The 20,508-nt window shown below is 58.6% G+C and carries 18 protein-coding genes; 6 read left to right on the forward strand and 12 right to left on the reverse strand.

Going from position 1 to position 20,508, the window contains the following annotated elements:
• Window positions 1-71 precede the first annotated feature (71 nt).
• The 3 genes from Q1B15_RS00630 to ugpC are packed head-to-tail and all read right to left on the reverse strand — an operon-like array spanning window position 72 to window position 2,689.
• Entirely contained in the window at window positions 72-1,196 is a 1,125-nt protein-coding gene (locus tag Q1B15_RS00630; RefSeq protein WP_299748610.1) for a PfkB family carbohydrate kinase, read from the reverse strand.
• 1 nt (window position 1,197) lies between these two features.
• Entirely contained in the window at window positions 1,198-1,644 is a 447-nt protein-coding gene (locus tag Q1B15_RS00635) for an RbsD/FucU domain-containing protein (protein ID WP_299748613.1), read from the reverse strand.
• A 10-nt stretch (window positions 1,645-1,654) separates the two neighbouring features.
• A complete protein-coding gene (ugpC, locus tag Q1B15_RS00640) occupies window positions 1,655-2,689 on the reverse strand; it encodes a sn-glycerol-3-phosphate ABC transporter ATP-binding protein UgpC (RefSeq protein WP_299748616.1) in 1,035 nt (344 codons plus the stop codon).
• 216 nt (window positions 2,690-2,905) lie between these two features.
• Here ugpC and Q1B15_RS00645 point away from each other — a divergent pair, with 216 nt between their 5' ends.
• The 3 genes from Q1B15_RS00645 (at window position 2,906) to Q1B15_RS00655 (ending at window position 6,672) form a co-directional block, all read left to right on the forward strand.
• Complete coding sequence (locus Q1B15_RS00645) at window positions 2,906-4,531, forward strand: substrate-binding domain-containing protein (RefSeq protein ID WP_299748618.1); 1,626 nt, start codon at window positions 2,906-2,908, stop codon at window positions 4,529-4,531.
• A gap of 126 nt (window positions 4,532-4,657) precedes the next feature.
• Complete coding sequence (locus tag Q1B15_RS00650; RefSeq protein WP_299748621.1) at window positions 4,658-5,761, forward strand: sugar ABC transporter permease; 1,104 nt, start codon at window positions 4,658-4,660, stop codon at window positions 5,759-5,761.
• On the forward strand, window positions 5,758-6,672 hold the full coding sequence (locus Q1B15_RS00655) for a carbohydrate ABC transporter permease (RefSeq protein ID WP_299748624.1): 915 nt from the start codon (window positions 5,758-5,760) through the stop codon (window positions 6,670-6,672). The genes Q1B15_RS00650 and Q1B15_RS00655 overlap by 4 nt, the downstream gene beginning before the upstream one ends.
• Here the strand turns inward: Q1B15_RS00655 and Q1B15_RS00660 are convergent.
• From Q1B15_RS00660 to Q1B15_RS00670, 3 genes are read right to left on the reverse strand one after another with little or no spacing between them, the layout of a single operon-like run.
• On the reverse strand, window positions 6,665-8,152 hold the full coding sequence (locus Q1B15_RS00660; RefSeq protein WP_299748627.1) for an FGGY-family carbohydrate kinase: 1,488 nt from the start codon (window positions 8,150-8,152) through the stop codon (window positions 6,665-6,667). The genes Q1B15_RS00655 and Q1B15_RS00660 overlap by 8 nt on opposite strands.
• Entirely contained in the window at window positions 8,152-9,246 is a 1,095-nt protein-coding gene (locus Q1B15_RS00665; protein ID WP_299748630.1) for a M20/M25/M40 family metallo-hydrolase, read from the reverse strand. Before Q1B15_RS00665 ends, Q1B15_RS00660 begins: the two co-directional genes overlap by 1 nt.
• Complete coding sequence (locus tag Q1B15_RS00670) at window positions 9,243-10,043, reverse strand: BtpA/SgcQ family protein (RefSeq protein ID WP_299748634.1); 801 nt, start codon at window positions 10,041-10,043, stop codon at window positions 9,243-9,245. The genes Q1B15_RS00665 and Q1B15_RS00670 overlap by 4 nt, the downstream gene beginning before the upstream one ends.
• A gap of 93 nt (window positions 10,044-10,136) precedes the next feature.
• On the opposite strand from Q1B15_RS00670, the gene Q1B15_RS00675 reads away from it, so the two are divergent.
• Window positions 10,137-11,165, forward strand: coding sequence for an aldo/keto reductase (locus tag Q1B15_RS00675; protein ID WP_299748637.1), 1,029 nt, complete (start codon window positions 10,137-10,139; stop codon window positions 11,163-11,165).
• Entirely contained in the window at window positions 11,162-12,004 is an 843-nt protein-coding gene (locus Q1B15_RS00680; protein WP_299748639.1) for an amidohydrolase family protein, read from the forward strand. Before Q1B15_RS00675 ends, Q1B15_RS00680 begins: the two co-directional genes overlap by 4 nt.
• On the opposite strand, the gene Q1B15_RS00685 is transcribed toward Q1B15_RS00680, so the two are convergent.
• Window positions 11,989-12,834 (reverse strand): PfkB family carbohydrate kinase, encoded by an 846-nt coding sequence (locus tag Q1B15_RS00685; protein ID WP_299748641.1) that lies wholly within the window; start codon window positions 12,832-12,834, stop codon window positions 11,989-11,991. The two genes, Q1B15_RS00680 and Q1B15_RS00685, sit on opposite strands and share 16 nt — an antisense overlap.
• Window positions 12,831-13,817: a TIM barrel protein gene (locus Q1B15_RS00690; protein ID WP_299748643.1), complete on the reverse strand. Its 987-nt coding sequence runs from the start codon at window positions 13,815-13,817 to the stop codon at window positions 12,831-12,833. Before Q1B15_RS00690 ends, Q1B15_RS00685 begins: the two co-directional genes overlap by 4 nt.
• 320 nt (window positions 13,818-14,137) lie before the next feature.
• On the opposite strand from Q1B15_RS00690, the gene Q1B15_RS00695 reads away from it, so the two are divergent.
• Window positions 14,138-14,947 carry a class I SAM-dependent methyltransferase gene (locus tag Q1B15_RS00695; RefSeq protein ID WP_299748645.1) on the forward strand — a complete coding sequence of 270 codons (810 nt, stop codon included), beginning with the start codon at window positions 14,138-14,140 and terminating at the stop codon, window positions 14,945-14,947.
• Between the two features lie 534 nt (window positions 14,948-15,481).
• Here Q1B15_RS00695 and lpdA read toward each other — a convergent pair.
• Genes lpdA through Q1B15_RS00715 form a run of 4 tightly spaced genes read right to left on the reverse strand, consistent with a single transcriptional unit; the run spans window position 15,482 to window position 20,455 of the window.
• The gene (gene lpdA, locus Q1B15_RS00700) at window positions 15,482-16,858 is read right to left on the reverse strand and encodes a dihydrolipoyl dehydrogenase (RefSeq protein ID WP_299748649.1); all 1,377 of its coding nucleotides are present in this window, start codon (window positions 16,856-16,858) and stop codon (window positions 15,482-15,484) included.
• 12 nt (window positions 16,859-16,870) lie between these two features.
• Entirely contained in the window at window positions 16,871-17,749 is an 879-nt protein-coding gene (locus Q1B15_RS00705) for a 2-oxo acid dehydrogenase subunit E2 (RefSeq protein ID WP_299748652.1), read from the reverse strand.
• Between the two features lie 8 nt (window positions 17,750-17,757).
• Entirely contained in the window at window positions 17,758-19,188 is a 1,431-nt protein-coding gene (locus Q1B15_RS00710) for an NAD-dependent succinate-semialdehyde dehydrogenase (RefSeq protein WP_299748655.1), read from the reverse strand.
• A 16-nt stretch (window positions 19,189-19,204) separates the two neighbouring features.
• Window positions 19,205-20,455: a biotin/lipoyl-containing protein gene (locus Q1B15_RS00715; RefSeq protein ID WP_299748658.1), complete on the reverse strand. Its 1,251-nt coding sequence runs from the start codon at window positions 20,453-20,455 to the stop codon at window positions 19,205-19,207.
• Window positions 20,456-20,508 lie beyond the last annotated feature (53 nt).

Below are 20,508 nucleotides of genomic sequence, written 5' to 3' on the forward strand. Positions count from 1 at the left end.
GAGTCACATTTCTCCGTTGACAGTGCCCGGACCAGCCTCGAAGGCCTGCTTAAAAAACTGGAATTTGAAGGCTAGACTTGCGTTTTCAGGCGGCGCGCTTCCACGACATTTCTGATACTACCAAGGCGACTCAGTAATTCACTCAGGTGTTCGTAGTTCTTCACCCTGACCTTCAGGCGAATCTCTACCTCATTACTGGATTCATCCAGTTTGCTGGAAATATCAGTGACACTGACTTCCGCTGTCGACAATGTCGCCGAAATATCGCGGATCAACTCCCTCCGGTCGTAGGCCCTCAGCAAAACCTCGACGCTCGCGCGCGATGGCATCGACGGTGCCGTCCCGGCCTTTGTCACAGACAGGCCCGCCGTGGCACAGCCATATCGGGCAGCCCTGAGCGGCGACATATTCTCTGAGATCACCGCCGCGAAGCCGCCGTTGAAAGCGTCCCCTGCACCGGTTGTCTCTACAACTGTGCCCGCGTTAACTGCGGGAACGAGGCCATGGCCGTAGAGATACGCGCCTTGCTCTCCCATGGTGATGATCGGGGTTTTCACGCCATGTTCGCGCAAGGCGTCACAGGCCTTGGCAGCGTCGGCTTCGGTTCGCACGGCGATGCCGGTCAAGGCTTCGCACTCGGTTTCGTTTGGGGTGACGTAGTCGCAAAGCGCGAGCATGCCGTCGGGGAGCGTGGCCGCGGGTGCGGGGTTGAGAAGGGTGGTTACACCGGCTGCACGGGCAATTTCCAAGGCGCGCATGGCGGCCGGCATGGGCTGCTCTAGCTGGGTGACGAAGACGTCGGCGCTTGCGATCAGCTCAGCCTGCTCCTCGATGTCCGCGATACTGATCAATGCCGCAGCCCCCGGGGCGATGATGATCGCATTGTCGCCTGTGCGTTCCTCGATGAAGATATATGCGGCACCTGTGTAGCTGCCCGCGACCTGCTCGACATGGGGCGTTACGCCTGCCTCGGCCCATGTGTCCAGAGCGAGATTGGCGAAATCATCTTGTCCCAGTTTCGAAATCATATGCGTGTCTGCGCCCATGCGGGCACAGGCGACGGCTTGGTTGGACCCCTTTCCGCCAGGACCAAGCGCGAACGAATTGCCCATGATAGTCTCACCCATCTTGGGCATGCGGTCCGCGCGGTAGGCGGTGTCAGCGACGAAAACGCCCAGGATGACAACCTTGCCCATCTTACACCTCGTCGGGCGGTACGACGCCCTTGCGCAGGGCGAAGCAGCCGTAAAAACGCCGCTCGCCGGTTTGGATCACGGCATAAGCCTGCTTGGCGCGGTCGTAGAAGGCAAAGCGTTCAATGCTCATCATAGTGGGGCCGCCTGCGGCGCTAACCTCAGCCTGCACCTCTTGCATGACCGGCAGGATCGTTTCAGGCTCGTCCACCACCTCCATCCTCGCCGCGGCGTCGTCAACGAAAGTGTCGATGGGGTAAAGCGACAGGACCGCCTTGACGACCTCTGCTGCCGGACGGTCGATCCGCAAAACGTCGCCCAACACAGTCTCCCGCGCAACGCTGTCGGACGGGAAGTTTGTGTCGGCAATAATCAGATCGTCGCCGTGGCCCATGGCGCGCAAAGCGTAAAGTACATCGGCGTTTAGAATGGGATCGATGCCTTTGAGCATATCGGCCTCCTTAAAGTCGCACGCCGGTAGCGGCGTCGAAGATGTGGATGTGATCGGGGTCGGGTTTCAGGTGGATGGTTTGGCCTGCGGTGAAGGCGTGGCGCTCGCGGAAGATGGCGGTGACGTCTTGGCCTTCATAGCGCAGGAAAACCACGGTTTCGGCACCCGTTGGCTCGACCACTTTGACCTGCATTGGCAGGCCGTCGTTGGAGAGGATCAGATGCTCTGGGCGAATGCCGAGTTTGGCTTTTTGTGAGCCCGAAGGCCCGTCGAAACTTAGATTTCCTACAGACAGCTTGCCGTCTGTTATTTCAGCTGCGAGCAGGTTCATCGAAGGCGCCCCGATAAAGGTGGCGACGAATTCGTTGCAGGGGTTGTCGTAGAGCTCGAGGGGGGTACCGATTTGCTCGATGCGGCCTGCTTGCATCACCACGATACGGTCGGCAAGCGTCATGGCCTCGATTTGGTCATGGGTGACAAAGACCGTCGTGGTCTTCAGGCGTTGGTGCAGTTCCTTGATCTCGGTGCGCATCTGGATGCGCAGCTTGGCGTCGAGGTTCGACAGCGGCTCGTCGAACAAAAATACCTGTGGGTCGCGCACGATGGCCCGGCCCATGGCGACCCGTTGGCGTTGGCCGCCAGACAGATGGCGCGGCTTGCGGTCGAGGTATTCGGTGAGGCTGAGGATCTCTGCGGCTTCCTTCACACGGCGATCAATTTCGGCTTTGTCGGCCTTCGCAACCTTCAACGCAAAGCCCATATTCTCGCCCACGGTTTTATGCGGATAAAGCGCGTAGGTCTGAAAAACCATGGCGATATCGCGCTCGGAGGGGGGCAGGTTGTTCACCACGCGGGCCCCAATGGAAATGGTGCCGCCGTTGATCGGCTCCAGCCCTGCGATCATCCGCAAAAGCGTGGATTTTCCGCAGCCGGAAGGGCCCACTAGGGCGACAAACTCGCCATCGGCAATGTCGATGTTGAGCCCATGGATAACTTCCACAGCGCCGTACGACTTCCGAATTTCGTGTATCTTGACGTCCGCCACGCAGTACCTCCCCAAGGTCTCGAAATTTGATGCTAGCCAAAGGGGTCGACCCTGTCCACGCCCATCGAACGACTCCAGTTGACTTGAAGGAAGTATCGCCCATACTCAGTGTTCTGTGGGGGGCCTTTGGGTGCAGTCTATTCAATTAAATGCGAAAATTCTGACCCTTTCCGTTTTCCACGCCAAAACGATCAGATGTTTTCTGGGAGGATAAACGTGAAAGTTGATCTCTATAATTATATTGTCGCCGCGCAAAAGATGAACCGTCGGCAGATGCTAAAAAGCTCTGCGGCCCTTGGTGCGGTGGCGATGATGCCAAAAACCGCGCTGGCCGCTGCGCACAGCAATGTCCGCGCTGAAATTCTTAAAATTCCGGGTGTGGGCGCTGGCTCTCCAACCGACAGCGACTGGCAAAAAGTGGGCGAGTTGTGCCTTGGCGCAACCAAAGACAATGTCGCGGAAGGCGAGTTCGAGGGCGTTGAGCTGACCTTTATGGGGTTGAACAACCAAAACCTGCACAACTTCTTGTTCCGTGGATTTTTGAAGTCTTGGGAGGCCTATACCGGTGCCAAGATCAACTGGGTCGACCTCGCCCAGGCGGACTATAACGCGCGTCTGCAGCAGTCGATAGCGACTGGCACTGTGGATTTCGACATCATCGAGATGGGTGCGCCGTTTGAAGGGGATGTGCTTGGCAAAGGTCTGGCCTCGGAGATGCCGGACTGGGTCAAAGAGCAAATCGACATGGACGATTATGTGGATTATCTCAAAGAGCCGGTTGGCACATGGGACGGTAAAACCTACCGTGTCTCGATCGATGGCGACTGCCATACATTCTCGTATCGCAAGGACTATTTCGGCCCTGATGGCATCGGCGGAACAGAGGTTCCGACAACATGGCAAGAGGTCAACCAAGTCTCCAAGGATTTGATTGGCAAGGAAGACCCGCTGACAGGCTTGCCAGCACACGGCTACCTCGATCCATTGAAAGGCTGGGGCGGCTTCGGCTTTTACTTCCTTGAAAACCGCGCGTCGGCCTATGCCAAACACCCCAACAGCCCAGCATGGTTGTTCGAGCCAGAAACCATGAAACCCATGGTCAATAACCCGGCTTGGGTGCAGGCAATTCAAGACGTCATGGACCTGATCGAGGCGGATGCATACCCCACCGACCAAATCAATGCAGACCCCGGCACGACCGCGTTCCAGCAATTCCTTGCAGGTACCGGCTCGATGCTGATGTGGTGGGGCGATGTGGGCTCTTCGGCGCGCACCTCTGACACCTCCGTCGTTGGCGATGTGGTGGGCTTCGGCATCAACCCTGCATCCGAGCGCGTCTACAATGCACAAGCCGGCGCTTGGGAAGAAACCCGCAACGAGGCCCCCAATAGGGCCTATATCGGCTGGGGCGTTTACGTCATGGCCACGGTCGATGGCGACGAGAAGAAGAAGAAGGCGGCTTGGTCTGCAGCGGCCCACCTTGGTGGCAAGGATCTGTCGCTTTGGGCTTCGGCTTATCCGTCGGGCTTCCAGCCCTATCGGAACTCGCACTTCGACTATGATGAGTGGGAAGAAGCCGGCTATGACCGTGCATATGTCCAGGATTACCTCGGCTCCAACGCGGACAGCTACAACCACCCCAACGCGGCGATTGAGCCTCGTATTCCGGGCATCTTCCAATACTATTCGGTTGCCGAGGATGAGTTGGCGAAGGGCTATGCTGGTCAATACGGCTCCGCTCAGGAAACCGCAGACGCGATTGCGGCGGCTTGGGAGAAGATCACCGACCAGATCGGGCGCGACAGCCAGATTGCGGTGTATAAAGCCTCGCTTGGCCTGTGATAGGTGTTGAGTGAAATTAGAACGGGCGGCGTATTTACGTCGCCCGTTTCGACCTAAACTAACCCCTCAAACGGCGCGCCTGCTTTCTCTTGTTGCTCCGAACTGTCACCTTCTTAGGGTATATCTATGAATACTGAGGGCGATCTTCTTCACACTGTCACGGCAGACAACATCTCGGATGCCCGCAGGCGTCTGGGCAAGGCGATGGTCTGGGGCACGGCGCTGCTTTGCGCGGCGTTGGCCCTTTGGCAAATGGCGTTCGAGACGGGGCGCGTTGCCAGCGGCTTCGACAACTGGCGGCCGATTTTATACGCCTACGTATTTTGGGCGATCGCGCTGTGTGCGGCACAGGTCGTCGTAAATGGCGAGAAGGGCAAACGCACATTGTTTGTGCTGCCCGCCGCGTTGTTCGTCATCAGCCTCGTCGTCTTTCCGCTCCTGTTCGCGCTTTATATCTCGTTTACCGATTGGAACCTTGCCTCGCCCAACGGGCCGCAGCCCAATGGCTGGGACAATCTGATAGAGATGTGGAATGATGGATTTTACTGGAACGCGTTGAAAAATATGGTGTATTACGTTCTGGCCGTGAGCGTTGAGTACGTGATCGCGTTCGGCTTGGCCCTGCTGCTCAACGCGCAAATCCGCGCCCGAAAGTTCTTTCGTGTCGTGTTCCTTCTGCCCTTGATGCTGAGCCCTGTGGCCGTGTCATGGATGATCGGCAAGTCGATGCTGGAGGTTCGCTTCGGCCCCATTTCGCGCCTGATCCGTGAACTTGGCGGGGAGCCCAGCTTCTTTGGAACGCCCGAAATTGCACGGTTCATGATCATGGCGATGGATGCCTGGACGTTCATTCCCTTCATGATGATCATGCTTTTGGCAGGTTTGCAGGCGTTGCCGAAAGAGGTCATTGAGGCCTCGAAGGTGGACGGTGCGACCGGGTGGCAAAGTTTCAAAGAAGTCATCTTCCCGTTGATGCTGCCCGTATCTGTGACCGCTGTGGTAATCCGCATTATCTTCAAGCTGAAACTGGCTGACGTGATTATCAACGTCACATCTGGCGGCCCGGGAGGCGCAACGGATAGTGTCACCAGCTTCATCTTTCGGGAGTACCGAGACCGCTCCAATGTGGGCTACGGCACGCTGCTGGCGATGGTCTATTTGGTGCTTATCGTGATCTTCGTGACCTTGCTTTTGAAAGTGGTCAGCCGATGGATGGAGAGGCCTGCATGAGCGCTATTTTCAAAGATCACGACGCGGACCGCCAAGTTAATACCAAATGGTGGGCCAGCCGCATTGCGATCTATGCAGCGCTGCTGACCTGGACCGTTATTTGCCTGTTCCCGATTTTCTGGACAATCACGACATCCTTCAAACTCGCACCAGATGTGATGAAGGGCAACTTGATCCCGTGGTGGGACTTCACGCCAAGGTGGAAAGGTTGGGAGTCCATCGGACTGTCGCCGCGCCTGATCGGAGAGGTCTCGACGGTGCGCGAGGAGTTCCTCAAACGGTTCTGGAACAGTACCATCATCTCGATCTCGGCGTCGCTGTTGGCCGTCGTGCTGGGGTCACTGGCGGCCTATGGCCTGTCGCGCTTTAACTATCGGTTCGGGTTCATGAGGAACTCGGATATCTCGTTCTTCTTTCTCAGCCAGATGATCCTTCCGCCGGTGGTTTTAGCCTTACCCTTCCTCGTACTCTACAAATCCTTGGCGTTGCTCGACAGCCGGGTTGGGTTGATTTTGCTATACACTCTGATGGTCCTTCCCATCGTAATCTGGATCATGCGCGATCAATTCCATGGCATACCGATTGAGCTGGAGGAAGCGGCGCTTGTGGACGGCTTGGGCATCTGGGGCGCGTTCATCCAAATCGTTCTTCCCATCGCGCTGCCCGGCATGGTCGCCGCGTTTATTCTGTCGCTGGTGCTGTGCTGGAACGAGTACTTCTTTGCGGCCCTTTTGACGTCCTCTAATGCCTCGACGTTGCCCGTTATGGTGGCCTCGCAGACTGGCTCTCAAGGCATCAACTGGTGGTCGATGGCGGCATTGTCCTCGGCGGCAATCCTGCCTCTCATTTTTGTGGCTATAGTCCTTGAAAAGTACATCATCAAAGGCATGGCTGCAGGCGCGGTCAAGTAAGCTGCGAGGCGATGTCCTTTGTCTGCGCGTAGAGTTTGAGGAACAGCCCGTGGGCCTTATCATACGCTGGGTTGGGGCGTGCCGTGATCGTCTGTGCCACTGGGTTCCATCTGGAGATGTCTTCACGCTCAACCAACCCGACGGCAAGGGCCGCGAGGAACGCATCACCGTAGCTAGCGCCGGTCGTCTTTTCACACACGATCTGATCAATGCTAGTAATGTCGGAGGTGGCTTGTAGCCAGAGGGCGTTTTTGGTGCCACCGCCAACAGCGAGCAGGCGGCTTGGCGATTGACCGAGCTCCGCAAAGGTATCAGTGACGTGCCGGGTTCCGTGGGCGATACCCTCGATCAACGCACGGTACATGTCGCCGCGTGTATGAGTGAGATTGAGACCGAAGATCACGCCCTTGGCATGGACGTCGTGAATTGGGGTTCGCTCGCCTGAGAAATAGGGCAACATTAGCAGACCATTGGCGCCGGGGGGCGAGGTTTCGGCTTCCTCGGCCAAGGCTGGGAATGCAGTATCTTTGGGCAAATCCTGGGCGATCTGGTCGCGGAACCAATGGGTGAGTGTGCCAGAGGTGGCGAGGCCCGCCATGGAGGCATGCTCTCCCTTGAATAGCCAAGGCGCGTACCAGATGCGCGGATCCGAGACCTGAGACTGGGCGCGCAGGATGATGAAAATCGTCGAGCCGTACATCATCATCATGTCGCCGGGCTGGTCAACGCCAACGGAGAATGCCTCTGCTGCCGCGTCGATTGTGCCTGCTGTGACGGGGGTGCCAATGGCGAGGCCCGTCTGTGCTGCAGCGTTCTTGGTGATATGACCTGCGATCTCGTTTGACCACATCAGGCGGGGCAGTTTTTCGAGCGGGAGAATGTCGCCCGCAAGGTCCTCAACCCAAGACTGGGTGGCGATGTCGTAGAGCGGCGAGAAGTTGGCGGCGGTGTAGTGGTCGATCACCACCTCACCCGTCAGGCGCTGCACGAGGAAGCTGGTGGAGGTCAGGATATGCGAGGTTTGGGCGTAGATCTCGGGGCGGTTGCGCTTGAGCCATAGAATTTTAGGGCCGACGGACTGGGACGTTAAAGCATTGCCGCAGCGGGCGATGATGGTGTCCTCGCCAATACGGTCGGTCAGCTCGCGGACCTCTGTCTCAGCGCGACCATCAACGCCGTAGAGGACGCCGTTCATCAACGGAATGCCCTCTGCATCGACGGGCAGCATGCAGGGGCCAATCGCACTGCAGGCGATGGCTTTGATGTCTTTTGGATCGAAGCCACTCTCAGTCAAAAGCGCCTTGCAAACATGGACAAAGTCGCCCCACCAATCCTCTTCCGGTCGGTGCTCGGCCCAGCCGGGCTGTGGCACCAGCATTTCATGGCCCCGCGCTGCCTGGGCTTGGATCACTCCGGCCTCGTCCACCAAGACACCCTTGGTCTCATAGGTGCCGATATCAATGCCGAGCGTGTACGCCATCAGGTGTAATCATCCCGGTCGAGTGAAAAATCGGGGCCGATGTCGCTGAGGGCTGCATCTAACAGTCTGGTGAGGGCCGCGAGGTCGTCCAAATCACAGACTTCGCGGGCTGAATGCGAATAGCGCATCGGGAAGCCCATATCGATGGAGACGACGCCTTCGCCAACCAGCTGCACGTAGGACAGGTCTGTCAACACGCCCACTTGCGCGCTCCGCTGCAAGGGAATCCTGTGTACCTCCGCCGCGTGCTCAAATAAATGCACCATCGCGGGGTGCGGAATGACCCCGTTTAAGGTGCCGCGGCCGTGGAAGGAATAAAGGCTCATACCGGGGCCGCCACCCAGGACCATATCGCCCTTCACCGCCATGTCAGGCGTGTCCGTCGCAAGCATCAAATCAAGCTGGATCGCAATATCAGGCTGCAACTTCTGCGCCAAAGGCTGTGCCCCACGCAGGTTGAACTCCTCCAACACGGTGAACGCCAAATGCACGGGAGGGCCGCTTGTGCGTGCCTTCAACAGCTGCGCCATCTCTAACAAGACCGCGCAGCCTGCCCGGTCGTCGACGCTCGTGCCGGTAATCCGGTCATTTCCCAAGGCAGCCGCATGGGGTGCATAGACGACAGGCGTGCCAATGCGGATGCCGGCAGCCTCCACTTCTGCGGCTGAAACCAGTCCACTATCGACATATAACTCCGCATAGGGCGTAACCTGGTACTTTTCAGATGGCGCGGTCGCATGGTGGCTCTTATTGGCAATGATGCCCGGTACGTCGCAGCCTTCGCCCACGCAGATCAGAACTTCCTGTGCCGCCAAGGCGCGCTCTGGCACGCCGCCTAAACGTTCCAGCCGGATCAGCCCGTTTGCTTCGATCCGGCGTACGATGAAGCCGAGCTGGTCCATATGTGTGAACAGCATCACGCTTGGCCCTTGCCCCGGAAAATACGCCGTGAGATTGCCCAATCGGTCCGAGGTGCTTTCAACGCCGATGTCATCTAAACGCTGGCGCAGCGCACGCCGCACACGGTCCTCATGACCTGACAGGCCCGGAACCATCATCAACTCCATCAAGTTGCGTTTGATGCGATCCTTCATGCGCGGGCCGCGCTCGCACGGGCCATGAAATCGCGAGCGCGCTCCGGATCGATTGCGTTCCACGTGTCCCCATCGACCTTGAGCGATGAGCCGACGATGCACCCGTCCGCAATCGACAAAACATCGGCAACGGTGTCGTGCTTCACACCTGTATTCGCCATTACGGCCGTATTCGGCAGGACGGCCTTGACCGCCTCGAGGTCCGACAAGGCAGCAGCCTCCCCGGTAATTTGCCCCGAAACCAAGACGGCGTCAGGGATCGACGAAAACACTGCACTTCGCGCCCGGTCGGGCAAAGAGCGCTGGTCGAGCGAATGGGCGAATTCCGCACAGACATTGTAAAGCATCGCCATGTCGGAACGCCCCAGCCGGTCGCGGTAGCGCATGGCCTTTCCGGCATCCGGCGTCCATGACCCCATGTCGGACGCGTAAGTCCCGGTAAATATCTCCCGAACAAACGCGGCTCCGGTTGCGGCCCCCAAGGCAATACTCGACATCGGATCCCATAGGACATTCACGCCAAACGGGACGGTGATCTCAGACTTCAGCTGCCCGATGATGGCGGCCATGGTGGCAGTTGAGGCTGTATCAACCTCAAATTCATAGGGCCGGTCGTTCTCATTTCCAAACATAACTGCATCAAAGCCTGCGTTTTGCAGCGCCAGCAGGTCAGCCCGTGCCGCGGCGACCAAATCAGTGGACGGATCAAAAAGCGGGGAGCCCGGCAGCGCCCCAATATGCACCATGCCGATCACCGGCTTGGTTTTTCCGAACACCTGTTTGAAATTTGCCGTCATATTGCGTCCCCTTTGCACCAAGACTATGTCCACCGACCTGTTCACGCAAAGAGAAATCGGGCTATGCTTCCGTCACAGATAGAGGAGACCACGATGGGATTGAAGACACGGCACTGGGACCGCCTTGGCAATGGCGGGTTAACATTCACCGAACTAGGGTTTGGGACAGCCCCATTGGGCAACCTCTACAAGGCGATTTCTGACGATGAAGCCCGCGCGACACTGGACGCCGCGTGGGATGGCGGTGTGCGTTATTTCGACACTGCGCCGCTCTATGGACTTGGCCTGTCCGAAACGCGGCTGAACCCGTTTCTGCGCGACAAACCCCGCGATGAATATGTGTTGTCTTCGAAGGTGGGTCGCCTGATCCAAGCTTGCGCGCCAGAATATCGCGCAGGGGTCGGCAAATGGTTCCACGTTCCCCAGCGGCGCGAGCAATTTGACTACAGCTATGACGGGGTGATGCGGTCGTTTGAGCATTCGTTTTCCCGGCTCGGGGTGGACCGGATCGACATCCTCTATGTCCATGACCTTTGCGTGTTTTCCCACGGCTCGAAAGAGGCCTCGGATATGCGGATCGAAGAGTTCTTTGGTGCTCGCGGTTATGACGCAATGGTTTCCTTGCGAGATCAGGGCTTAATTCGCGCGATAGGGGGCGGCATCAATGAATGGGAGGTCTGCCAGACGTTGGCGGAACGCGGCGATTTCGATCTGTTTTTATTGGCAGGTCGTTACACGCTACTGGAGCAAAAGGCGCTCGACAGCTTCCTGCCACTTTGTGAGGCACGTGGGATTGGGATCGTGACGGGTGGGCCTTATAATTCAGGGATTCTGGCTACCGGGGCAAAGCCTGGCGCATTCTACAACTATGATCCTGCGCCACGGAACATCATCGAGCGGGTGAATGCCGTTGAGGCGGTTTGTACTGATCATGGCGTGCGCATGGTCGATGCCGCGTTCCAATTCCCACTCTTGCACCCGTCGCATGTCACCGTAATCCCTGGCGGGCAAGGCGTGGCAGAGATGAAGGGCAATCTTCAAGCGGCTCAAGCGGAAATTCCGGCAGCCCTTTGGGCAGAATTGAAGGCCAAGGGCCTTCTGCGTGAAGACGCGCCCACATGAAAATCGACTCGCATCAGCATTTTTGGCAACCTGCACGCGGAGATTATGACTGGATGCCAAAAGACAATCCAGTTTTGAGCCGGGCGTATCGTCCGTCTGATTTAGCGCCCAGTTTGGAGCGCCACGGGATCAACGGGACGGTCGTGGTTCAGGCCGCTGCTACTGTGTATGAGACGGAATATATGCTTGGATTGGCAGATGCGACGCCCTCGATCAAAGGCGTTGTGGGGTGGATTGATTTCGAGGACCCGACCCATCTGGCGCAGCTGACACGCTTGTCGCAGCATCCAAAGTTCCTCGGGGTGAGGCCGATGATTCAAGACATCCCGGATGTGGACTGGATGCTCCGGGAAGATGTGCAATGGGCCTACCGCGCGATCATCGATTTGGACCTGACTTTTGATGCCCTTGGCTTCCCGCAACACCTGATCAATTTCGCGAAATTGATGAGCCGCTACCCGGAGATGCGCGTCGTCTATGACCATTGCATGAAGCCCCAAATTCGCGACCAGAGAACAGGTAAAGATGCGCTCTCTGAGTGGTCGGACGGCATGTCTCGCTTGGCGGAGGAGACGACCGGGTGCTGCAAATTCTCCGGCTTAGTGACCGAGGCCGACGAGGGCTGGACCATCGAAGATTTGCGTCCCTTTGCCGAGCATGTGCTGCGCGCTTTTGGTGCTAGCCGTGTCATGTGGGGGTCGGATTGGCCGGTATGCCGGTTGCAGGCTGAGTACGGCGATTGGCATGACGCGGCGCAGATGTTGACAGATGACCTGTCTGAGGACGAGCGTGCCGATATCTTCGGTGGAACCGCCGCACGGTTTTACCGTCTGGCTTGAGCTTTCATAAAGGCAGCGACGTCATCCTTCCTGATCGCGGTTCTTGCATCTAAGCCCGAGGCCACATGCAAGGCCGCCGCCGCTTGCGCAAAACCGATAGCCTCTGAGATATCCCTCCCATCTGCCACGAGCGCGGCAAGGGCGCCAACGAACATGTCTCCGGCGCCGTGCGTCGAGATCACATCGACCTGATAGCCCGGTGTATGCTCCCCTTGAAAAGAAACGCCGTCTGCGCCGAGGGTCGTGAGAGTTTCGATCGAAGGTCCGAGGTCCGCGTAAAACTCCGCCTCGACACGGTTCACGATCAGCAGATCAACGGCCTCGACCAACCCATCCGGGAGCGCGCGCGCCGGAGCCGCGTTCAGCCAGACCTGAGCTCCGGCCGCCTTCGCCTTGCGCGCCACGGCCAAATTCACGTCTTGTGGGATTTCATTTTGCAACACCACCAGAGAGACGCCGTCTGGAACAACCACTTGATCAGCGATGACATGCAAATTGGCCGCCGACACGATCACCGCGCCGTAGTCGCCATCGGCGTTCACAATAGCGGCGCTCATCCCGCTCGGCCCAGGATCACGCTGTAGCTGAGACAGCTCAGCGCTGCTCGCCTCGAGCGTCTCGCGGATCATGTCGCCGAAACGGTCATTGCCTGCGCGTCCCGCGAAATGCACATGTGCGCCCATGCGCGCTGCGGCGATTGTTTGATTTCCGCCTTTTCCGCCGAACACATAATCCACGTTGCTGCCAGTTACGGTCTCATCAAGGCCGGGCAAGTGTGGCGCGCGTAGCACCACATCCAGATGGAGTGATCCTACGATGAGCAAGCTCACGTCAACATCGCCGCCTGCACCAAGCGCATCGCAACTGGCGCGTCCTGACGCGAAATGGCCTCTTGGAGCTCTTTGTGCGCAACCAGCTTTGCCGCCTTTGCGCGCAGGCGCTGAACGACCTCGATATTCGTCCGGGCCTCTTCCACAGGATCAAGGCCGGAATGGTCGGGGAAGGTGTCGAAATAGATTGCACCGCGATAGCCTGAGCGCTCCAGCTCGACGAGCAATTCAACCGTCTGAATGGGGTGAACAGCGCCGACCATCAAGCCGTTATCCCACTTGCCGTAGCCGTCGTTGAGGTGCACCCCAAGGATGCGCGAGTGGCGGGCGACCAGTGCGGCGGCGAAGGCGGGCATCTCGTCGGCATAGAGTACATGGGCAAAGTCGAGTGTGACGCCGGTGTTGTTGCGCCCAATTTCTTTGATGGCCAGAAGCGTCGTGGCGGCGTCCGGCATCAAGGCATAGGCGCGTGGTTCGTTGGGCTTGTATTCCAGAGCGATGTCGAGGGCTGGGTTGTGATCGGCAACCTCTATCATCGCCTCAATCGTGTCGCCCCAGGCCCGTGCATAATCCATCTGGAACGAGTAATCGAACCCGTCCTGTCCCATCCAAAGCGTCATCAGATCGCCGCCCATCTCTGCCAAAACATCCAACCCGCGTTTCGTCTCGTCAATCGCGGCGCGGCGCACCTTGGCATTGGGATGGGTAAACGCACCCAATTTGTAACCGGGATCCGTGTAGTAACGCATCGCCATTCCATTGAGGGTCATGCCTTGGTCATCCAACGCGCGCGATAAATCAGCGGGGCTGTCTTCAATAAAGTGATCAGGATAGTTGAGATCGGCGGCATTCAAACCTGCGCTGGCCGCCCGCGCCAAAAGGTCGGCGGTCGTGACGCTGTTTTTGCCGGGCCAGTAGTCGGCGGCACCAATCTTGAAAGCGTTGAGACGTGCGGCGAAGCGGGGGGAGTAATTATCGGCCATGGTGAAAACTCTAACCGCCAACAGGCTTGTGAAGCAATTGCGTTAGATCGCCCACTGAAGCGAATTCAAGAGAAACGTACATTTAGCAATCAGGTCCACCTCTCTAAGCGCCCAGTGTGACCTATGCTGCAAAGAGCAAATTTCGTTGCTAAGAGTGGAGAGCAGACGTTCCCTTTCTGATCGGATTGCCAAATACCCGCAAACCCGAACTGGCGTAGCGGAAATGGAAATCCTGCCGCTTCCATGATATATCAAACACGAGTGGTTGGTGGATCGGCAAGATCGTCTGGTCTGCTCAATACCTTTTTGGAGGTGGCGCATTGCAATCAAATTCATCAGATTTTTCGGCAGCCAGTGGCAATGGCTACGAACTGCAAATGGGGCGTTTCAGTCGCTTACTTGCCCCAAAGTTCCTAGATCTCATTGAGTTTGAGGAAAGTAGCCATATCCTCGATGCCGGATGCGGTACAGGCGCACTGACATCGGAAATCTTGCGCCGCACCAAAACCGCAAACATCACCGGCATCGATATCTCTGAGGCATATGTTGAATACGCCACCGGTGAAATTTCGAACCCACGTGTGTCGTTCAAAGCAGCTGACCTAACTGCGCTTCCGATGTTGGATGAAACATTTGATCATGTGGTGTCTCAACTCGTCTTGAATTTCGTTCCAAACACCAGCGTGGCGCTTTCTGAACTCTTGCGCATCTTGAAGCCCGGCGGCCGCCTGGCGGTTGCCATTTGGGATGTAAGAGGCGGCCTCGTATTCAATCGCTTCTTCCTGGACACAGCTGCAATGCTGGATCCGGAGGCCAACGAACTCAGAAAAAAGAACTTCACGCGACCGCTCACGCGGCCGGGCCATCTGGAAGCCGCGTTACGGTCCGCGGGCGCCGCCGAAGTTCAAACCGGTGAAATCCACATCCGGACCGAATTTGCATCTTTCGAAGACTATTGGAGACCCTTCGACGGCACAGACGGCCCAATTCCAGCGTACCTGTCAAAGAGGCCTGCTGATCTGAAGGGGCAAATTAAGGCTGCCGTTCGAGATGCCTTTCTGGACGGTGAAGCCGACGGGCCACGCTCATACGCAGCAACAGCCTGGGTTGCGTCAGGGCGACGGCGATAGAGCGTGTAAAACCTGCTTTTGATGAGGTTACGTCGACCAGTTGAGCCCGCCCGGCATAGCTGAGGTCGGTTACGCGTCGGCATAACCAAGGGGCATTGGCTTTCTAGCGCTGCCTAAAGGCTTGGACGCGAGCGCACGATGTTATCCTGCATGTTCTCTGCGGTCCAAAGCTCATAGGGAGATTTTGGCGCCCAGATACAATCTTTGAGCAGATAGAGGGTGGACGCTACGAAAGAGAAAGCAACGCCGCCAAGGAAAAATCCAAGGGCATAAGACATAACGGGCCTCAAACTAGTTAAACTACAGCCATTAACCTATCGGAAAAAAACTGACCCAATTATGACGAGTTTGGGAAATTTTTACGCAGGCGGCGCGGTTCACATTTGACGCAGAACGGACAGCTAACCGGCGGAGCACTTGAAAGGAGGTTGAGGGTGGCGCGCGAGAGGACGAACTGTCGCTCGGAGCCCAAAATTGGGTTTTTCCGCAAACCGAAGAATATCAGCTTTTTTGCGGCAACCAAAACGCAAGCTATCAGAGGTCGGTCAAGGTTCCCAAAGCGCGTTCTGCGGCAAATGCGATGGTTTCCGACACAGTCGGATGGGCATGGATAGACATCGCAACGTCCTCAAGCGTCGCACCCATTTCGATGGCCAACGTGCATTCGGCGAGCAATTCACCTGCGTTTGATCCAATCAATGTAGCGCCGAGAATGCGGTGCGTATCGGGGCAATAGACCAGTTTCGTGAGCCCGTCGCCGCCACCCGAGGCAAGATTACGGCCGCTGGCGGCCCACGGAAAGCTGGAGGTCTTGTGGGCAACGTCTTTGGCTTTCGCCTCTGCCGCAGTGAGACCAACCCAGGCGAGCTCTGGGTTGGTGTAGGCGACCGAGGGGATCAGGCTGGTCTCGAGGGCCGCTGCGTGGCCGCACGCCGCTTCGGCGGCCACATGACCCTGGTGGGTGGCACGGTGGGCGAGCATGGGATTGCCGGTCACATCCCCGATCGCAAAGATGTTGTCCACGTTGGTACGGCCGGAGGCATCGACGGGGATGATTCCGCGACCGTCGATCTCAACGCCCGCCTTTTCGGGCGCCACTTTCGGGCCGTTCGACCGCCGTCCGACAGACTGAATAACCGCACCTGCCGTGAGCTTGGCTTCGAGGCCGCCCTCGCAGTTGAGGATGATTGACTTTTGGGTGGCCTTGACGGCGATGACCTTGGTCGTTGTGTGGATTGTGACACCTTGCGCTTCAAGCGCGGCATGTAAGATTTGGACTGCTTCCGCGTCCGCACCGGGAGCAATCTGGTCCGCGAGTTCGACGATGGTGACATTTGCTCCGAGGGCGCTGTAAACAGTGGCCATTTCCAGCCCGATAATGCCGCCGCCGACAATGGCCAGATCCTGTGGCACTTCGCGTAGCTCCAGCGCTGCTGTACTGTCCCAGATGCGCTTATCCTCGGGCCACCCGGGCAGTGTAACCGGGGCAGAGCCGACGGCGATCACCGCTTGGTCAAAGGTCCAAGACTCGCCATCTATGTCCAGCGTCTTGACGTCGGTGAAGCTCGCAGTGCCGCGGATCGTCTGCACCTTGCGACGCTTGGCAAGCCCGGTCAGCCCGCTGGTCAACGTGCCGACGACGCTATCCTTGCGGTCGCGTAAGGCGTCAAGGTCGATTGATGGCGCGGAAAAGGCGATGCCCCAGTCTGACATCTCATGCGCTTCTCGTATGATTTGCGCCGCATGAAGCAGCGCCTTGGAGGGGATGCAACCTTCGTTGAGGCAGACCCCGCCAAGCGTGGCGCGCGGATCGACGATCACCACTTTACGGCCCAGATCAGCGGCGCGGAAGGCACAGGCATAGCCACCGGGCCCAGCCCCGATCACGATCAAATCGGCATGGTTGGACATAGGTCTCTTCCCTTAGATCATCATCCTGCGCGGATCGCCCAGAAGGCCCGCGAGGTACGTCACAAAGCGCGCGGCCTCGGCCCCATTTATGACGCGGTGGTCATAGCTGAGATCAAGCGGCACCATCGGCACCGGCTGGAACGCCTCACCATCCCACACGGGTGTCACCTCGGTACGGGTGAGACCGAGAATGGCGACCTCGGGCGGGTTCACGATGGGGCTGAAGGCGGTGCCGCCGATGCCGCCAAGATTGGAGATCGACATCGACGCGCCGCCCATCTCGTCTGGCCCCACTTTGCGGGCCTGAGCGCGAGTGGCGAGGTCGGTGATCTCCGAGCCGATCTGCCACAGACCCTTGAGGTCGGCATCACGGATCACAGGGACCATCAGGCCATGGGCAGTGTCAACGGCAATTCCAATATGCACAAAGTCCTTGAGAATCAATGTTTTGCCATCTGGCGTGAGCGAGGAATTGAAGCGTGGAAACTCCCGCAGGGCCCGCGCCAATGCTTTCACTTGAAACGCAAGTGCTGTGAGTTTGACGTTTCGCGCCTGCGCCTCGGGCTTGAGCTCCCGTCGCAGGGCTTCAATGGCGGAGACATCCGCGCGGTCATGGTGCGTGACCTGCGGGATCATCGCATTGGCGGCGGCAAGGTTGCCCGCCGCGACCTGCGCGAACCGGCTGAGCGGTTCTTCGGTCACGGGGCCGTATTGGGCGTGATCCACGTCCCAATAGGTCGTGTGACTGTTCTGCACCGGAGCAGTGCCGCCGCCCGAAAGGTCTTCGCGGGCGATAGTTGTGCGGCCCAGATCGCGGGCAAGCTTTTCGAGGTCGATACCTTTCTCGCGAGCGAGGGCACGTATCGATGGGGCTGCGATGACGTCAGACATATCGCCCCTCACCAACTGGCCGAGATATACTGGGTTTCCATGAATTCGAGCATGCCTTCATGCCCGCCTTCACGGCCCAGGCCGGATTGCTTGACCCCGCCAAAGGGCGCCGCCGGATCGGATACGAGGCCACGGTTCAGGCCGACCATGCCGTATTCCAGCCGCTCGCAGACTTGCAACGCGCGCTTCATATCTTCGGAAAAGACGTAGGCTACGAGGCCATACTCGGTATCATTGGCGCGGCGGATTACATCCTCTTGTTCAGTGAATGTCTGGATCGCGGCGACGGGGCCAAAAATTTCGTCATGCACGCACTCAGAGTCTTCCGAAACGTTCGACATCACCGTGGGCGGGTAGAAAAAGCCCGTGCCATTCGGCGTGGTGCCGCCACATTCGATCTTGGCGCCCTTGGCGACTGCATCGGCCACGAAAGCCACGACCTTGTTGCGGGTATCGGCATTCACAAGTGGGCCTACGTCAACGGACGGGTCCGTGCCGTCACCGACCTTGAGCGCAGACATAGCGGCGGTGAATTTGGCGGTGAAGGCCTCAGCCACGTCCGCATGCACATAGATACGGTTGGCGGCGGTGCACGCCTCTCCAAGATTGCGCATCTTAGCGAGCATCGCACCTTCGACGGCCAGGTCGATATCGGCGTCCTCAAAGACGATCAACGGTGCGTTGCCGCCCAGTTCCATCGCCGGCTTCAGCACCTGATCGGCGGCGGAATGCAGCAGTTTTCGACCTACGCCGGTGGACCCGGTGAAAGACACAACACGCACGCGCGGATCATGCAGCATGTGATCGACGAGGGCGCCTGTGCGCTTGGAGGGCAGGACGTTGACCAGACCCCTGGGCACACCAGCCTCTTCCAGAAGCGGCATCAGCGCTAGCATGGTCAGCGGCGTTTCCGAGGCAGGCTTGATGATGACCGCGCAGCCAGCGGCCAGCGCAGGCGCGATTTTGCGGGTCCCCATGGCAGCGGGGTAGTTCCAGGGCGTGACCAAGACCGCAAGGCCTGCAGGCTTGTGTTGCACAATGATGCGCGCGCCTGATGCGGGGGCGTGGGTGATCATGCCGTCGGCGCGCACAGCCTCTTCGGCGAACCAGCGAAAGAACTCTGCGGCATAAGTCGCCTCGCCTATCGCGTCGGTGCGCGCTTTGCCGTTTTCCAGCGTAATGAGATGGGCGATGTGGTCGCGCTTGGCGATCATCAACTCCCACGCCTTGCGCAGCACTTCCGACCGGTGACGGGGCGTCTGAGCGGCCCACTCCTTCATTGCGGCTTCTGCGGCATCAAGGGCCGCGTCGGCGTCAGCGATTTCGGCAGAGGCGACAGAGGCGATGACCTCCTCGGTGGCAGGGTTGATCACGTCGAAGCGCTCGCCGGAAGCACCCGCGCGCCATGTGCCGTCGATATAGAGATCGGTGCAGTCCATTTCGGTCTCCAATTGGTTAGAGCAGGTGGCGGAGCGGTTGCTCCATCCGGCCCGCGAAGTTGGAAAGAAGCGCGATAGCGTCGGTTGCGCCAAGTTGTCCGCTTGCGAATTCGAGGGTAATGGTCAGGCCGTTCCCTTTGCGGGTGAGGGTCAGCGTCGGGACGTCCTCGGCGCCGATCTGCACGGTCGTGATTGCCGTGAACCGCAGGTCGCGCAGACGTATCTGGGGGGCGTCCTCGCTGGCTTTGGTTGCACTAAGTTGCGCAGATGCAGCGTAGGTCTTGGTATTGCCAAAGCTTTCGATCGCGGCGATGGCATCCGTGCCCATGCTGGCGGCACACAGCCCCGCCAGAAGGGCCGAAGTATCAGTAAGCTTGGCGCTTTCAGCGGCCCAGGCTGCGAAGGCAGTAAAGCCTTCTGTCGGAATCTCCGCGGTCAGCCTGCTTGCGGCCTGAGCAGTGCGATCTGCCGAAGCAACATCAACAGGCAGGGCCTTGAGTTTTTCAAGATCCTTGACATGGAACGGCTGAGGAAGCCCTGCGGCAACAAGGCGTCCCAGATCAAGGCCATGCTCACGCGCCAGACGTCGTGCTTTCGGCGAGGCAAGAATGCGCCCGCCCGTTGCGGGATGAGGGGCCGTCTTGGCAGGTGCCGGTTTAGTTGCAGCAGGCGGTTCTGACTCGGTCTTTGTCGGGGCTGCGGCAGGGGCGGCAGAAGCCTTACGTGTAATCGGGTTGGCTGGGACTTCGGCGCTGATAATAGCAATAGTCTGCCCTACCGGAACCTCTTCGCCCGCTTCCGCGAGAAGGGCCGCGACGTAGCCAACGGCGCCCGCGTTGACCTCAACGACGCTTTTATCGGTTTCTACCTCAAAGAGCACGTCATCGGCGGCGACTGCATCGCCGGCGGCCTTATGCCACGTGACAAGCAGACCTGTGTCTTGCGCCATGCCGAGCGTCGGCATGATGACGTCTTTGCCTTCTGGGAGATCATCTGCGGCACCGTCGGACGCAGGGCTCGGATTTTCGGCGCTGTCGGAGATCCTGGCGATTACGTCGCCCACAGGCACATCTGTGCCTTTGTGAGCCGTCACATCTGTAAGGAAGCCTGCGCCCTGCGCCTCGACCTCCATCGTCGCCTTGTCGGTCTCGACCTCAAAAAGCACATCGCCCTTGGCCACAGCATCACCTGGCTGCTTGTGCCAGGCAACGATCTGGCCGGTCTCTTGCGCCATACCGAGTGCTGGCATGATGACGTCAAGCGGCATCGATCATCTCCCCCGCGACCAGCATCCGCGCCTTTTCTGCGACACCTTCTGGC

This window comes from uncultured Boseongicola sp. (assembly GCF_937988555.1).
Taxonomy (GTDB): Bacteria; Pseudomonadota; Alphaproteobacteria; order Rhodobacterales; family Rhodobacteraceae; genus Boseongicola.